Source organism: Mesorhizobium sp. M1329 (assembly GCF_040318035.1).
GTDB lineage: Bacteria > Pseudomonadota > Alphaproteobacteria > Rhizobiales > Rhizobiaceae > Mesorhizobium.
In genome coordinates, this window is sequence record NZ_JAMYLN010000009.1 from 56,193 (window position 1) to 71,439 (window position 15,247).

The following is a 15,247-nucleotide window of genomic DNA, read 5'->3' on the forward strand; positions in this document are numbered from 1 at the left end:
GGCCCATAGGGCTGGCGTCGTCGTGGCAAACTCACTCGACGGTAGCGTCAGACTCCCCACCTTCGGCATCGACACTCTCTTCGATCTCTTCATCCGCTTGCGGTTCTGAAATTCGCTCCACCGAAACGACCTTCTCGCCCTCTGCGGTATTGAAAATGGTAACGCCCTTGGTGGCGCGGCTGGCGAAACGAATACCGTTCACTGGAACGCGGATAACGGTACCGCCATCCGAAACCAGCATGATCTGATCGTCATTGCCGACCGGGAAGGTCGCCACCAGGCGGCCGATTTCAGCCGTTTTCGAGACGTCGGTGGCGCGGATACCCTTGCCGCCGCGACCGGTCAGGCGGAAATCGTAGGACGACGAACGCTTGCCGTAGCCATATTCCGTCACCGTCAGCACGAACTGCTCATGCGCCTTGAGGAATTCATACCGCTCGTCGGACAGCTCCGCCTCTTCGCCGACCTCTTCATTGGTGAGCTGGATTTCTTCCTCCTCGCCGGCCGCGATGTCGGCAGCGAGCCGGCGTTCGGCCACCAGCCGCTTGAGGTAAGCGGCACGCTCCGCCGGCGGCGCATCGACATGCTCGATCACCGCCATCGAGATCACCCGGTCGCCATCGGCCATCGCAATGCCGCGCACGCCGACCGAATTGCGGCTCTGGAAGACGCGTACGTCGCTGACCGGAAAGCGGATGCACTGGCCGGAACTTGCCGTCAAAAGCACGTCATCATTGTCGGTGCAGGTCTCGACGCCGAGGATCTCGTCGCCTTCCTCGTCCAGCTTCATGGCGATCTTGCCGTTGCGGTTGACCTGGACGAAGTCCGACAGCTTGTTGCGACGCACGGTGCCGCGCGTGGTGGCAAACATGACGTCGAGTTCGCCCCAACTCGTCTCATCCTCCGGTAGCGGCATGATCGTGGTGATGCGCTCGCCCTGTTCGAGCGGCAGCATATTGATCAACGCCTTGCCGCGCGATTGCGGATTGCCGATCGGCAGGCGCCAGACCTTTTCCTTGTAGACGATGCCGCGCGAGGAGAAGAACAGCACTGGCGTGTGCGTGTTGGCGACGAACAGCCGGGTGACGAAATCCTCTTCCTTGGTCGACATGCCGGAGCGGCCCTTGCCGCCGCGGCGCTGCGCCCGGTAGAGCGACAGCGGCACGCGCTTGATGTAGCCGGAATGGCTGACCGTGACGACCATGTCCTCGCGCTGGATCAGGTCCTCGTCTTCCATGTCCGCCCCGCCCTCGGCGAGCTCGGTGCGGCGCGGTGTGCCGAACTCGTCGCGCACGGCGATGAGTTCGTCCTTGACGATCTGCTGGATGCGGGCGCGGGACGACAGGATGTCCAGGTAATCCTTGATCTCGTCGCCGATCGTATTCAGCTCGTCGGCGATCTCGTCGCGGCCGAGCGCGGTCAGGCGCTGCAGGCGCAGTTCGAGGATGGCGCGGGCCTGCTCCTCGGAGAGATTGTAGGTTCCGTCCTCGTTGATGCGATGGCGCGGATCGTCGATCAACAGAATCAGCGATTCCACGTCGCCCGAAGGCCAGCGACGCTCCATCAACTGCTCGCGCGCCGTCTGCGGGTCTGGCGCCGTGCGGATCAGCTTGATGACTTCATCGATGTTGGCAACGGCGATGGCAAGGCCGACCAGCACATGGGCACGGTCGCGCGCCTTGCGCAGCAGGAATTTCGTGCGCCGGCTGATCACCTCTTCACGGAAGGCGACGAACGCCTTCAGCATGTCGGTCAGCGTCAGCAATTCCGGCTTGCCGCCGTTCAGCGCCACCATATTGGCGCCGAACGACGTCTGCAGCGGCGTGAAGCGGTAAAGCTGGTTGAGGATGACATCGGCGACCGCGTCGCGCTTCAGCTCGATGACGACGCGGTAGCCCTGGCGGTCGCTCTCGTCGCGAATGTCGGAAATGCCTTCGATGCGCTTGTCGCGCACCAGTTCGGCCATCTTCTCGATCATCGACGCCTTGTTCACCTGATAGGGAACCTCGGTGATGACGATCGATTCACGGTCGTTGCCGCGCGCCTCGACGTTGACGCGGCCGCGCATGACGATGGAGCCGCGGCCGGTCGAATAGGCGCTGTAGATGCCGGAACGGCCAAGCACGATGCCGCCGGTCGGGAAATCCGGCCCCGGAATGATCTCCATCAGCGCCGGAAGGTCGATCGCCGGATTGTCGATGAGGGCAATGGCGCCGTTGCAGACCTCGCCCAGATTGTGCGGCGGGATGTTGGTGGCCATGCCGACTGCTATACCGCCGGAGCCGTTGACCAACAGGTTCGGGAAGCGCGCCGGCAGGACTTTCGGTTCGCTGCCCGACGCATCGTAAGTGTCCTGGAAATCGACGGTGTCCTTGTCGATGTCTTCCAGCAACTCATGCGCGACCTTGGTCAGCCGCGATTCCGTGTAGCGCATCGCCGCCGGAGGATCGCCGTCGATCGAGCCGAAATTGCCCTGCCCGTCGATCAGCGTCACGCGCAGCGACCAATCCTGTGCCATGCGCACCAAAGCGTCGTAGATCGAGGCGTCGCCGTGCGGATGGTATTTACCCATCACGTCGGCGACCGGGCGTGCCGATTTCACATATTTGCGGTTCCAGTGATAGCCGCTCTCATAGGCGGCGTAGAGGATGCGGCGATGCACCGGCTTGAGGCCGTCGCGCACGTCCGGCAGCGCACGGCTGACGATCACGCTCATGGCGTAATCGAGATAGGAGCGCTGCATCTCCTCAATGATGGATATCGGCTCGATGCCGGTGGGGCCGCCGTCGGCGCCGCGCGGTGTCTTTTGGTCGGTCAAATCGGATCACAATCTAATCAGGAATCACTTGGTGCTTATATAGGAAGCCGGCCCGAAACTCCAACAATCGCGGCCGTTTTCCAGTGTGGTTTTTAGCGGCAAATTCAAAAGGATAAACCAATTGCGACGATATGGCCGTGGCACCCTTTCACGGGCGTCGCCGGCGGGCGCGATAAGTACCCGGCGCCTCGCCCATCAGCCGCCGGAAACGACGATTGAAGGTTGATAGATCGTTGAATCCCGCTGCAAAGGCGATCGCCGAAATCGTCTGATCCGACGTCCGCAGCCCCACGGCTGCCCTGTGCAGCCGCGCTCTCAGCAGGAACTGGTAGGGCGTCATGCCGGCGACGTGCCGGAAGGTGCGCAGGAAATGGTAGGGGCTGGTAGCGGTCTCGTCGGCGAGTTCGGCAAGCGAGATCGGCCGGTCGGCATCGAGTTCGAGTCGCCGCACCGCTTCGGCAACACGCTTCTGGTCACGGCGGCTCGGCGTCCGTCCCCGATCCGTGGCGCTGCAAGCCGCTGTTACCGCTGCACCGGCAATGCGCAGCGCGAGTTCCTCGAACGAGCCGGTGTCAGCCATCTCGCGCGCCGCCTCCGCTTCGGCGAGCAGCGGCACCAGCGCCGGCGAGGGCGGCAGGCGTGGCGTGCCGAAATCGAGCGTCTTCGCGCCCGGCACGTCGGCGACGATCCGCTCCATATAGGCCGGTCCGAAATGGAAGGAGAGGCAGCGGTCGCCAGCGCAATGCTCATGCCCGCATTCATAGCATGTGCCGGGATTGCCGAGCAGGAGCGCGCCCGGCGCCAGCATCGCCGTGCCCTGGCGCGCACGATAGCGGAAGGTGCCGCTGGTTACGGCGGCAATGCAGAAATCCCGATGCTCCTCCTCGAATGGCCTGTCGGCGGCGCTGGCGGTGCAGATGACATCCGACACCTGCCAGCCTCGGCCCGACGCAAGCCTGTGCGCGCTCGTCGCCATCGCCGAAATATAGCAATTTTTCCCAAGCGCAGAACCCCTGTCGGCCTCTATGCTTGCCGGTCTCCTGACAAGATGAGAGCGAAGCCATGTCCAATTCCTTTGCCAAGGCCCTGCACAGCGATGGACCCGTACCGGCCCTTGCCGAGAAACTGAACCTTTACGGCCGCTTCGTCGGCGCCTGGACGTTCGACGCCACGCGCCATCTCGAGGACGGCCAGGTGCTGACCGGGCGCGGCGAGGTGCATTTCGGCTGGGTGCTCGAAGGCCGGGCCATCCAGGACGTATGGATTCTGCCCGCCCGTGACGCTGGCGCCTCGCCGTCGCTCGGCAAATGGACCTTTTATGGCACGACTTTGCGCGTCTACGACCCCGACGTCGACGCCTGGCACATCTTCTGGAGCGATCCGCGCAGCCAGTACTACAGCCGCCAGCTCGGCCGTGCCGAGGGCGACACCATCATCCAGCAAGGCGCAGACGGCACTGGATCTGCTGTGCGCTGGAGCTTTTCGCGCATCACCGAAAATTCGTTCCGCTGGCTGGGCGAACGCTCACAGGACGACGGCGCCACCTGGCGTCTCGAAGTCGAGTTCCTGGCGCGGCGCGCCGCGAGCCCGTGATCCGCACGGTTTCCACTGGCTCCGCTTTGCTCTACCAATCCCGATATCCGGCATTGCCGGCGGGGAGGGTCAGCATGCCGAGCTTCGACAGCCTGTTCAACGCCTTCGTCACCATACTTGTGACGATCGATCCGCCCGGCCTGGCGCCGCTCTTCCTCGCCGTGACCCGCGGCATGAACCGCGAGGAACGCAACCAGGTCTCCGTGCGCGCCTCGGTCATCGCCTTCCTGGTGATGGCGTTGTTCGCAATCGCCGGCGCGTCGATCCTGTCGGTCTTCGGCATCACCCTGCCGGCCTTCCGCGTCGCCGGCGGCTTTCTGCTGTTCTTCATCGCCTTCGAAATGGTGTTCGAGCGCCGGCAGGACCGCAAGGAGAAGATCGGCGACGTCGCCATCACCAGGGACATGATCCACAACATCGCCGCCTTTCCGCTGGCGATCCCGCTTATTGCCGGTCCCGGCGCGATTTCGGCGACCGTCCTGCTCTCAAGCTCGTTTCAGGGTTTGGGCGCGCAGACAGCCCTTGTCGGCATCATCGCCATCTGCCTCGTCATCACTTACCTGGTGTTCGTGCTGTCAGAGCGCATCGACCGTATCCTCGGCCAAACCGGCCGTTCGATCCTGACGCGGCTGCTCGGCGTCATCCTGGCGGCGCTCGCCGTACAGTTCGTCGCCGACGGCATCAAGGCGCTGATGGCGACTTAGGAGCTGCCCTACTTCGCCGTCGTTTCAATGACTTCGAAGTCGTGGGTAATCTCGGCAGTCTTGGCCATCATTGCCGAGGCCGAGCAGTATTTCTCGATCGAAAGCCCGATTGCCCGCTTCACCTTGTCGTGTGACAGCGCCCGGCCCTTGACGACAAAATGCATGTGGATGCGGGTGAACACCTTGGGATCGGCTTCTGCACGGTCGGCATCGAGTTCGACCACACAATCTTCAACTGCCTCGCGCCCCTTTTCCAGGATATGGACCACGTCATAGGCCGAGCAGCCGCCGGTGCCGATCAGCACCAGTTCCATTGGGCTCGGCCCCGGTGTCTTGCCCTCCGGCCCAAACGCAGTGCCTAGCACCAGCTTGTGCTCACTGGCGGACTCGCCAATGAAAGTGCGCTCCTCGACCCATTTGACCCTTGCTTTCAACTGATACGTCCTTTCACCGCTCAAACGCACAACGTCCCGAAAATCCAAGACAGATTTTCGGGACGCCATTTCGTGGCCAAGATGCCGGCGCTTTTCGCCGCAAGGGCAGTCCGCCCCGAGAAATCAGAACGGAATTTCGTCGTCCAGCTCGCGCGACGAACCACCGCCGCCGCCCTTGTTGGCGCCACCGCGATTGAAACTTTCGCCCGGGCCGGACTGGCCGAAATCGGAACCGCGGCTCGCACCACCACCGGCATAGTTGCCGACCTGGCCGCCGCCCTCGCCCCGCGCATCGAGCATCTGCAGCTCGCCGCGGAATTTCTGCAACACGATTTCGGTCGTATAGCGGTCATTGCCGGTCTGGTCCTGCCATTTGCGCGTCTGCAGCTGGCCCTCGACATAGACCTTCATGCCCTTCTTCAGATACTGCTCGGCCACCTTGGCGATCTGGTCGTTGAAGATCACGACATTGTGCCATTCGGTCTTTTCCTTGCGCTCTCCGGATGTCTTGTCGCGCCAGCTTTCCGACGTCGCGATGCGGATGTTGACGACCGGGTCACCCGAATTCAGGCGGCGGATTTCAGGGTCCGCCCCGAGATTGCCCACCAGAATGACCTTGTTGACACTACCCGCCATGACACTTCTCCGCGCTCATCCGAAACCAAAATTTTGTCGCTGCACCTTACAGGCTATGGATAATCCCTGCCTGATGTGGCTGCCTTTTCCCACAAGGTTTTTGTTCTCTATTCGTTCTAGGTTAAAGGCCCTGCACTCTCAATAGATGTCAGTAACAAGTAGTGTCCTGGCGTCGAATTTCCACGAACCCTGAGATCGAGGCGAACTCAATGAAGATGGTCGAGCATGACGATCAGCCGCAAGAAGAATGGCGAACGGGAGTAAAGACCCGCATGCATGTCTCGGCCTGCAACGGCGCAACTCAACTTTGCATATTTGAACAATGGGTCGAACCCACGGTTGGCGCCCCGACACATTGGCACCCGGTCGAGGAAGTGCTTACCGTCATCGCCGGCAGGGCCGAGATGTGGATCGATGATGAGCATCTCGTCTTGACTGCCGGACAGTCGCTTGTTGTTGCCGCGCACAGGCAACATGGCTTCCGAAACGTCGGCTCCGAACTGCTTCATATCCGTGCCGTGCTCGCGTCACCCGTTTTCGAGGCGACATTTAACGGATCTCCAGACATGGTGAGACGCTGGCTTCCGACGCGTTTGTAAAATCTCGCCCGTCGTAAAAAAACACTGCCTGTCCTCGAAACGCGACTTGCCAAACCGATAAGTATCGACTTATGCTTTTAGCATGATCGAAGCAGACATTTTTCGGGCACTGGCCGATCCAACGCGTCGCGCCGTCTATGAGCGGCTCGCCGACGGCGAGATGACGGTGTCTGAACTGCGCACTGACATGCCGGTATCGCAGCCGGCGGTATCGCAGCATCTCGCCGTGCTGCGCGGCGCCGGCCTCGTCATCGAGCGGCGGGCCGGCCGCAACGCCTATTACCGCGCCGATCCGAAGGGGCTTGCGCCGCTGCTCGGCTGGATCGAACGCTACCGTGCGTTCTGGCCAGAGCGCATCGAAAGGCTCAAGACGGTGTTGAAGGACATGGACCAATGACCAGCCGAGGCAAAGAACGCGCGGAAATGGCCGCAGACAAGATCGAGTTCGAGTGCGAACTGCCCGAGCCGCCGGAAAAAGTGTGGAGGGCGCTGACGGTGCCGGACCTGCTCGCGGCCTGGATGATGCCGAACGACATCAAGCCCGAAATCGGCAACCGCTTTGCCTTTAAAGCGCCGAATGCGCCGATCGAGTGCGAAATCCTCGACGCAGATCCAGGACGGCTGCTGCGCTATTCCTGGCGGGAGCGGCCGGCGCCCGGCGATACGCAGGTGCCGCCCGGCAGCCCCCTGGACAGCCCAATGAGCGACAACCCAGTGGACAGCATCGTCACCTTTACCCTCGACCGCACCGTTTCCGGCGGCACGCATCTGCGCATCGTCCATGATGGTTTTGCTCGGGCAGCAGTGCCGGAGATCGCGATGGCATGCGCCGGTTGCCGACTCTCGTTTGAAGCGCGTGCTCCCAGGCACAAGCAGATCGCCGCAAACACCCCGCGCCTCCTTCTGCGCGCGGCCTGAACACGATCAGCCTACGGAGAAAAATAATGAGCGGCCTTGCCAATTTGGTTCCGATGGTGATCGAGCAGTCGAGCCGCGGCGAACGTGCCTTCGACATATTTTCGCGGCTGCTGCGCGAGCGCATCGTCTTCATCAACGGGCCGATCGACGACGGCACCTCGGCGCTAGTCTGCGCCCAGCTTCTGTCGCTGGAATCCGACAATCCCGACAAGGAGGTCTCGCTCTACATCAACTCGCCGGGCGGCGTGGTGACCAGCGGTTTCGCCATCTATGATACGATGCAGTATATCAGCTGCCCGGTCTCCACCGTTTGTATGGGTTTCGCCGCCTCGATGGCCTCGTTCCTTTTGATGGCCGGCACACCGGGGCGGCGCATCGCGCTACCCAACACCAGCATCGTGCTGCATCAGCCTCTCGGCGGCTTCCAGGGCCAAGCCTCCGATATCCAGCGCCATGCCGAGGGCATCCTTCGCACCAAGCGGCGCATGACCGATCTTTACGCCCACCATTGCGGCCGCACCTACGAAGAAGTGGAACGCACGCTCGACCGCGACTTTTTCATGACTGCGCAGGAGGCCAAGGATTGGGGCCTCGTCGACCATGTTTTCGACACTCGCAAGCAGGCCGCATGAACGAGCCGGGCCGGCGGACGATCCGGCGCCTGCAATTTCAGCGCCATCGGTCTGGTCTTGCCGCTATCACGGCACTATACTCCGGCGATGACTGCCAGCCGTTCATCCAGCCTGTTATGCCTTGCTATCGCTACCGTGGCCGGCACGAACATGCTGGTGGACATGGCATTTGCCCAAGATAATTCGACGTCTTCGCAAAAGGGCGCCCTGCCCGGCGTGACCGGCGACTATCGCATCGCCGAGCCTACCCCGCAGCCTGAGCCAGACGACGCGGTTCCAAGCAGCGGCAACGGCACGTTCAAGATCGGCGATACCGACGTTCGCATTTCCGGCAGCATAACCATCGACGTCGCTACCGGCGGGATCAGGCCCCCCAGCCGGTAAGTTCGCCTGGTATGCACCACAAATGTGCGCTTCAAACGAACAGCCCCGCCATTGCTTGTGCAACTGACGGGGCTTCTTGGATCTGAAATCCAAATTGCCGGGAGTTTCATGCCGGCTTTTCATTTCGGATGCTTCGCGGCGTTCAGCCGACGATCCGACTAGCAGTCTCTGATTGTTGTGGGGATCGGCAAGTCAACGTTGGCAGGTAGCGCGCAAAACGCCTGACCTGGCCACTTATACCTGCCGCGGCTCCAGCGACACGTGGAGCCTCAAGGAACTATCCGGTGGAGTCATGCCTCTGCTCTCCTTCTGTTCGTTGCGACTGTCGTCGTCGAAGCGCTCATCGCAAACCCGCGGCGTCTCGCAGGCTAGCCCCAGGCCGCGAGGCCATCGAAAGACGGCCGGCTTCGTTGACGTCTGGAGTCTGCCCCCGTGACGCATTGACGTCAACCTTGAATAGCCGATTACCGAAAAATGTGATCGCGAGACGCGCTTTGTGAAGCCGGCTGTACGGGCAGCTTTTGTCAGGAGCGTGTTCGGCCTTTGTTCTTTCCGCTTGCCCGTTCGCGCGAAAGGCGGTTAAACGCTTTGGTCGAGAGTTGTGGCGTCTCTCGAAAAGGCGGCGAAATTACCTACATAGGGGATGGTCGGGAAAACCCGCCCATCCCACGAATTCCAGATTCTGAGGCGGCGACCGGCGATGGCCGACCATAAATATCTCTCCATTCGCGGGGCACGCGAACACAATCTGAAGAACGTCGATCTCGACCTGCCGCGTGACAGCCTGATCGTCATGACCGGCCTGTCGGGGTCGGGCAAGTCGTCGCTTGCCTTCGACACCATCTACGCCGAGGGCCAGCGCCGCTATGTCGAGAGCCTTTCGGCCTATGCACGGCAATTCCTCGAAATGATGCAGAAGCCGGACGTCGACCAGATCGACGGCCTGTCGCCGGCCATCTCCATCGAGCAGAAGACCACCTCGAAGAACCCACGTTCGACGGTCGGCACCGTCACCGAGATCTACGACTATATGCGGCTTTTGTTCGCCCGCGTCGGCGTACCCTATTCACCGGCCACCGGCCTGCCGATCGAGAGCCAGACGGTTTCGCAGATGGTCGACCGGGTGCTTGCAGTCGAGGAAGGCACCCGGCTGTTCATCCTGGCGCCGATGGTGCGCGGCCGCAAAGGCGAGTACCGCAAGGAACTGCTGGAGCTGCAGAAGAAGGGGTTTCAGCGCGTCAAGGTCGATGGCGTCTTCTACGAGATCGCCGACGTGCCGGCCTTGGACAAGAAGTACAAGCATGACATCGACGTTGTCGTCGACCGCATCGTCGTGCGCGGCGATCTGGCGACGCGGCTCGCCGATTCCATCGAGACCGCGCTGAAGCTTGCAGACGGACTGGCGGTAGCGGAATTTGCCGACAAGCCGCTCGACGCCAGCCAGACCGGCGAGGATTCGGTCAACAAATCGAAGAACGAGACGCATGAACGCATGCTGTTCTCGGAAAAGTTCGCCTGCCCGGTATCCGGTTTCACCATTCCCGAGATCGAGCCCAGGCTGTTCTCCTTCAACAATCCGTTCGGCGCCTGCCCGACCTGCGACGGGCTCGGCAGCCAGCGCGCCATCGATGCCAGCCTGGTCGTGCCCGACGAGAATGTCTCGCTGCGCGCCGGCGCCGTCAGCCCGTGGGCGAAGTCGACCTCGCCCTATTATGCGCAAACGCTGGAAGCGCTGGGCGTTGCCTATGGCTTCAAGCTCGGCGACAAGTTCAAGGATCTGAGCGACGAGGCAAAGCAAGCCGTCCTGCACGGCACCGGCGAGCGCGAAATCACCTTCCACTACGATGACGGCCTGCGCTCCTACAAGACGACGAAAACCTTCGAGGGCGTCATCCCCAATCTCGAGCGCCGCTGGAAAGAAACCGAATCCGCCTGGATGCGCGAGGAGATCGAGCGCTTCATGTCGGCCACACCGTGCCCGGCGTGCCGCGGCTATCGGCTGAAGGCCGAGGCGCTCGCGGTCAAGATCGCCGGCAAGCACATTGGCGAGGTCACCGAGCTGTCGATCCGCAAGGCCGACCAGTGGTTCACCGATCTGCCCGCTTCGCTCAACGACAAGCAGAACGAGATCGCGGTGCGCGTGCTCAAGGAAATCCGCGAGCGGCTGCGCTTCCTCAACGATGTCGGGCTCGATTATCTGACGCTGTCGCGCAACTCCGGCACGCTTTCGGGCGGCGAGAGCCAGCGCATCCGTCTTGCCTCGCAGATCGGCTCCGGCCTGACCGGCGTGCTTTACGTGCTGGACGAGCCATCGATCGGTCTGCACCAGCGCGACAATGCCCGCCTGCTCGATACGCTGAAGCATCTGCGCGACATCGGCAACACGGTGATCGTCGTCGAGCACGACGAGGACGCCATACTGCATGCCGACTACGTCGTCGATATCGGCCCGGCCGCCGGCATTCATGGCGGCCACATCATCGCCCAGGGCACGCCGCAGCAGATCATGGCGACGCCCGCTTCGATCACCGGCAAATATCTGTCGGGCGAGCTCGAAGTGGCAACGCCGGCAGCGCGGCGTGAGGCCAGGAAGAACCGCCGGCTGAAGGTCGTCGGCGCGCGCGGCAACAATCTGAAGAACGTCACCGCCGAAATCCCGCTCGGCACGTTTACCGCCGTCACGGGCGTATCCGGCGGCGGCAAGTCGACCTTCCTGATCGAGACGTTGTTCAAGGCGGCGTCGCGCCGTATCATGGGCTCGCGCGAGCATCCGGCCGAGCACGACCGCGTCGAGGGGCTGGAATTCCTCGACAAGGTCATTGATATCGACCAGTCGCCGATCGGGCGCACCCCGCGCTCCAATCCCGCCACCTATACCGGCGCCTTCACGCCGATCCGCGACTGGTTCGCCGGCCTGCCGGAGGCCAAGGCGCGTGGCTACCAGCCGGGCCGCTTCTCGTTCAACGTCAAGGGCGGCCGCTGCGAGGCCTGCCAGGGCGACGGCGTCATCAAAATCGAGATGCACTTCCTGCCCGACGTCTACGTTACCTGCGACGTCTGCCACGGCAAGCGCTACAACCGCGAGACACTGGACGTCCTGTTCAAGGGCAAGTCGATCGCCGACGTTCTCGACATGACGGTCGAGGAAGGCGTCGATTTTTTCGCTGCCGTGCCCGGCGTGCGCGACAAGCTGGAGACGCTGAAACGGGTCGGCCTCGGCTACATCCATGTTGGCCAGCAGGCAACGACCTTGTCGGGCGGCGAGGCGCAGCGCATCAAGCTTGCCAAGGAACTGTCGCGCAAGGCGACGGGCAAGACGCTCTACATTCTCGATGAGCCAACCACCGGCCTGCATTTCCACGACGTCGCCAAGCTGCTTGAAGTGCTGCACGAGCTGGTCGACCAGGGCAACACGGTCGTCGTCATCGAGCACAATCTAGAGGTGATCAAGACCGCTGACTGGGTTCTCGATCTTGGCCCCGAAGGTGGTGACGGCGGCGGCGAGCTGGTGGCGTCCGGCACGCCTGAGGACATCGTCCGCGAAAAGCGCAGCTATACCGGGCAGTTCCTGAGGGAATTGCTGGAGCGGCGCCCCGGAGGCAAGCGCGAAGCGGCGGAGTGATGGCAAAGAACGGTCTCATCACGGTCGAAAGCCATTTCGGCGTGACCGAAACCATCGATCGCCTGGTCGAGACTGTGGAACGTGCAGGATTGCTGGTCTTCGCCCGCATCGATCACGCCGCTGGTGCGCGCAGTGTCGAAGCTTCCCTGCGTCCGACCCAGCTCCTGATTTTCGGCAATCCGAAAGGCGGTACGCCACTGATGCAGGACCGGCAGCTTGCCGGTATCGATCTGCCGGTCAAGGCACTGGCCTGGGAGGACGAGCAAGGCAAGGTCTGGCTCTCCTACAATGACGCACACCGGCTCGCTGAGCGCCACGGCTTGGGCGACAGCAGTCGCAATGCCGTTGCCGCGATAGCGGCCGGCATGGACAAGGTGATTGCGGCCGCTGCCGGCGCGGGCCAGTTTTGATCATGAGAGCCGCTCGGGCCGATGATCTCCTCACGGTGATCTCGCTCACCACCGACGCCTACGCGCCCTACACTGCCCTGTTCGAAGCGCCGCCGATCCCCGTCACCGAAGACTATGCGCCGCGCATAGAACGCGGCGAGGTCTGGCTTTCGGAGCAGGACGGACAGCCGGCCGGCTTGATCGTTCTCGAACGACATGCGGACCATACAATGATCTTCAGCGTCGCCGTTGCGCCCGCCTTTCAGGGCAAGGGTTTCGGCATCGGGCTGCTCGACTGGGCCGAGCAACAGACGCGCCTGTGGAGCTTGCCTGAAATCCGACTCTACACCAATACCAGAATGGAACGGAACGTTTCGTTGTATAAGGCCTACGGCTTTCGCGAAACGGGTCGCCGGCCCAATCCATATCGGCCGGGATGGACGGTCGTCGACATGGCGAAAGCTATCGAGACGACCGCCATCGCGTGATCCTTTTCTGCAAACCGGGAGGACGACCATGACTCAATCAGGAACAATCCGCGCCGGCATGGGCGGCTGGACCTTCGAGCCGTGGGACACGTCCTTCTACCCGGACAAATTGTCGAAGGCCAAGCAACTGCATTATGCCAGCCGGCAGGTGCCCACTATCGAGGTCAACGGCACCTATTATTCGAGCTTCAAGGAGCCGACCTTCGTCAAATGGGCCAACGAGGCGCCGGATGGTTTCGTCTATTCGCTGAAGGGCAACCGCTTCGTCACCAACCGCCGGGTGCTCGGCGAGGCCGGGGAATCGATTATGCGCTTCCTCGGGTCGGGCGTCGCGGCACTTGGCGACAAGCTCGGGCCGATCCTGTGGCAATTCGCGCCGACCAAGAGATTCGACCCGGACGACTTCGAGGCCTTCCTCAAGCTGTTGCCGGAAAAGCAGGACGGCGTTGCGCTGCGCCACGCGGTCGAGGTGCGCAACGACAGCTTCGTCGTGCCGGAGTTCGCCGCCTTGGCGCGAAAGCACAAGGCCGCCATCGTCTATGCCGACCACGCCAAATATCCGGGGATTGCCGACGTCACCGGCGATTTCATCTATGCGCGGCTGCAGACCGGCAGCGACGACAATCCCGATTGCTACACGCCAAAGGCGCTCGACGAATGGGCGGCGCGCGCAAAAACCTGGGCGGAAGGCAAGGTGCCGGCCGACCTGTCACGCGCCGATCCTTCAACCGACGCGCCGGTCAAGCCACGCGATGTGTTCGTCTACTTCATCACAGAGGGCAAAGTCCGCGCTCCATTCGGCGCCATCGCGCTGATGAAGCGGGTCGCCGGCTGACGCCCCCGCTGTCGGTGGTCTGCCTGGCCGGGTCCGAAACTACCGGCTATGCGGCGCGCTCGTCCGGACGGCGATCAACCCTGAGGATCTCGTTAAAGGCATCAAGATCGACATAGAAGACCTTGGTGATCTCCGCGATGAGTTCGTCGTGTTCATATCCTTGCGATTTCAGAATGTTAATGGCTGTCAGGATGTCGACGCGCTCCGTGAGCCGTCGTTTCTGGTAGTCCTCGACATAGCGCTCCATCGACTGGCCCTGGCTCCCAAGCACCCGAAATGTTAGACGACAACAGACCGCTGGAAGGGAACGGCTTGCGCGCAAGCATGCCGACGCGAGCCGCGCCTTCCCCTGATCTGCCAAGTTGAAACTGGTACGGAAAGCGGCCGACTCACCAAGGCCAAGCAAAATCTAGCACGCAATCTGCAGCGCGCCAGAGTTGCAAAGTAATGGAATCAATAAGAATTCAGACAGTCAGGAATTTGCGGACGTCCGCCCGGTCGAGATCCTCGGCGGGGCCGGTATGGACGATCTGGCCGCGGTCCATGATGTTGACCTCGTCGGCCAATTCCCGGCAGAAATCGAGATATTGTTCGACCAAAAGCACGGCGATACCGGCCTGGTCGCGCAGATAGCGGACGGCGCGGCCGATATCCTTGATGATCGACGGCTGGATGCCTTCGGTCGGCTCATCGAGCACCAGCAGCTTCGGCCGCATCACCAGCGCCCTGCCGATAGCAAGCTGCTGCTGCTGGCCGCCGGAAAGATCGCCGCCGCGGCGCGCGAGCATCTGCTTCAGCACCGGAAACAATTCGAAGACGTGACCGGGAATGTTGCGATCGGAGCGCTTCAACGGCGCAAAACCTGATTCGAGGTTTTCCCGCACCGTAAGCAGCGGAAATATCTCCCTGCCTTGCGGCACGAATGCGATGCCCGACCGGGCGCGATCATACGCCGCGCTCCGGTCGAGCGCCTTCCCCTCGAAGGCAACGCTTCCGCTCGTCAGCCGATGATGGCCGACGATCGATCTCATCAAACTGGTCTTGCCGACGCCGTTGCGGCCGAGCACGCAGGTGATCTTGCCCGCCCCGGCCTTCAGCGAGACGCCGCGCAGCGCCTGGGCAGCGCCGTAGTGCAGCGTGGCATTGGAAACTTCGAGCATGGTCAGCGCTTTCTCCAACGCGTGAAGAACGAAAG

17 protein-coding genes are annotated in these 15,247 nt (G+C 62.3%); 11 read left to right on the plus strand and 6 right to left on the minus strand.

All coding sequences use genetic code 11. The features are described 5' to 3' along the window. Window positions 1–31: 31 nt before the first annotated feature. Entirely contained in the window at window positions 32–2,818 is a 2,787-nt protein-coding gene (gyrA, locus tag NKH21_RS11515; protein WP_352666535.1) for a DNA gyrase subunit A, read from the minus strand. 148 nt (window positions 2,819–2,966) lie between these two features. Further along, window positions 2,967–3,794 (minus strand): helix-turn-helix transcriptional regulator, encoded by an 828-nt coding sequence (locus NKH21_RS11520; protein ID WP_352666534.1) that lies wholly within the window; start codon window positions 3,792–3,794, stop codon window positions 2,967–2,969. 86 nt (window positions 3,795–3,880) lie between these two features. On the opposite strand from NKH21_RS11520, the gene NKH21_RS11525 reads away from it, so the two are divergent. Together NKH21_RS11525 and NKH21_RS11530 are read left to right on the plus strand one after the other, a co-directional pair. After that, window positions 3,881–4,411, plus strand: coding sequence for a hypothetical protein (locus NKH21_RS11525; protein WP_352666532.1), 531 nt, complete (start codon window positions 3,881–3,883; stop codon window positions 4,409–4,411). A gap of 74 nt (window positions 4,412–4,485) precedes the next feature. After that, window positions 4,486–5,115, plus strand: a complete 630-nt coding sequence (locus NKH21_RS11530; protein WP_023674869.1) for a MarC family protein — start codon at window positions 4,486–4,488, stop codon at window positions 5,113–5,115. 8 nt (window positions 5,116–5,123) lie between these two features. On the opposite strand, the gene NKH21_RS11535 is transcribed toward NKH21_RS11530, so the two are convergent. Both NKH21_RS11535 and NKH21_RS11540 read right to left on the minus strand, forming a co-directional pair. After that, window positions 5,124–5,549, minus strand: a complete 426-nt coding sequence (locus tag NKH21_RS11535) for an OsmC family protein (RefSeq protein ID WP_352666530.1) — start codon at window positions 5,547–5,549, stop codon at window positions 5,124–5,126. A 123-nt stretch (window positions 5,550–5,672) separates the two neighbouring features. Continuing rightward, window positions 5,673–6,185: a single-stranded DNA-binding protein gene (locus NKH21_RS11540; protein WP_352448761.1), complete on the minus strand. Its 513-nt coding sequence runs from the start codon at window positions 6,183–6,185 to the stop codon at window positions 5,673–5,675. Between the two features lie 209 nt (window positions 6,186–6,394). Between NKH21_RS11540 and NKH21_RS11545 the strand changes: the two genes are divergently transcribed. The 9 genes from NKH21_RS11545 (at window position 6,395) to NKH21_RS11585 (ending at window position 14,052) form a co-directional block, all read left to right on the plus strand. After that, window positions 6,395–6,784 carry a cupin domain-containing protein gene (locus NKH21_RS11545; protein WP_352666528.1) on the plus strand — a complete coding sequence of 130 codons (390 nt, stop codon included), beginning with the start codon at window positions 6,395–6,397 and terminating at the stop codon, window positions 6,782–6,784. 82 nt (window positions 6,785–6,866) lie between these two features. Further along, window positions 6,867–7,181 (plus strand): ArsR/SmtB family transcription factor, encoded by a 315-nt coding sequence (locus tag NKH21_RS11550; RefSeq protein WP_352666526.1) that lies wholly within the window; start codon window positions 6,867–6,869, stop codon window positions 7,179–7,181. Continuing rightward, a complete protein-coding gene (locus NKH21_RS11555) occupies window positions 7,178–7,702 on the plus strand; it encodes an SRPBCC family protein (RefSeq protein WP_352666524.1) in 525 nt (174 codons plus the stop codon). Before NKH21_RS11550 ends, NKH21_RS11555 begins: the two co-directional genes overlap by 4 nt. A 26-nt stretch (window positions 7,703–7,728) precedes the next feature. Beyond that, window positions 7,729–8,334 (plus strand): ATP-dependent Clp protease proteolytic subunit, encoded by a 606-nt coding sequence (locus NKH21_RS11560; RefSeq protein ID WP_254817374.1) that lies wholly within the window; start codon window positions 7,729–7,731, stop codon window positions 8,332–8,334. 87 nt (window positions 8,335–8,421) lie between these two features. Beyond that, entirely contained in the window at window positions 8,422–8,718 is a 297-nt protein-coding gene (locus tag NKH21_RS11565) for a hypothetical protein (RefSeq protein WP_352666522.1), read from the plus strand. A 700-nt stretch (window positions 8,719–9,418) separates the two neighbouring features. After that, the gene (gene uvrA, locus NKH21_RS11570; protein WP_352666520.1) at window positions 9,419–12,340 is read left to right on the plus strand and encodes an excinuclease ABC subunit UvrA; all 2,922 of its coding nucleotides are present in this window, start codon (window positions 9,419–9,421) and stop codon (window positions 12,338–12,340) included. Next, on the plus strand, window positions 12,340–12,750 hold the full coding sequence (locus NKH21_RS11575) for a DUF302 domain-containing protein (protein ID WP_352666519.1): 411 nt from the start codon (window positions 12,340–12,342) through the stop codon (window positions 12,748–12,750). The genes uvrA and NKH21_RS11575 overlap by 1 nt, the downstream gene beginning before the upstream one ends. Continuing rightward, window positions 12,747–13,217: a GNAT family N-acetyltransferase gene (locus tag NKH21_RS11580; protein ID WP_352864994.1), complete on the plus strand. Its 471-nt coding sequence runs from the start codon at window positions 12,747–12,749 to the stop codon at window positions 13,215–13,217. Before NKH21_RS11575 ends, NKH21_RS11580 begins: the two co-directional genes overlap by 4 nt. Before the next feature lie 28 nt (window positions 13,218–13,245). Next, entirely contained in the window at window positions 13,246–14,052 is an 807-nt protein-coding gene (locus tag NKH21_RS11585; protein ID WP_352666515.1) for a DUF72 domain-containing protein, read from the plus strand. Between the two features lie 46 nt (window positions 14,053–14,098). Here the strand turns inward: NKH21_RS11585 and NKH21_RS11590 are convergent, their stop codons facing one another. Continuing rightward, the gene (locus NKH21_RS11590) at window positions 14,099–14,299 is read right to left on the minus strand and encodes a hypothetical protein (RefSeq protein WP_352666514.1); all 201 of its coding nucleotides are present in this window, start codon (window positions 14,297–14,299) and stop codon (window positions 14,099–14,101) included. 217 nt (window positions 14,300–14,516) lie between these two features. Next, entirely contained in the window at window positions 14,517–15,212 is a 696-nt protein-coding gene (gene urtE, locus NKH21_RS11595; protein ID WP_352491592.1) for an urea ABC transporter ATP-binding subunit UrtE, read from the minus strand. Window positions 15,213–15,247: the final 35 nt, after the last annotated feature.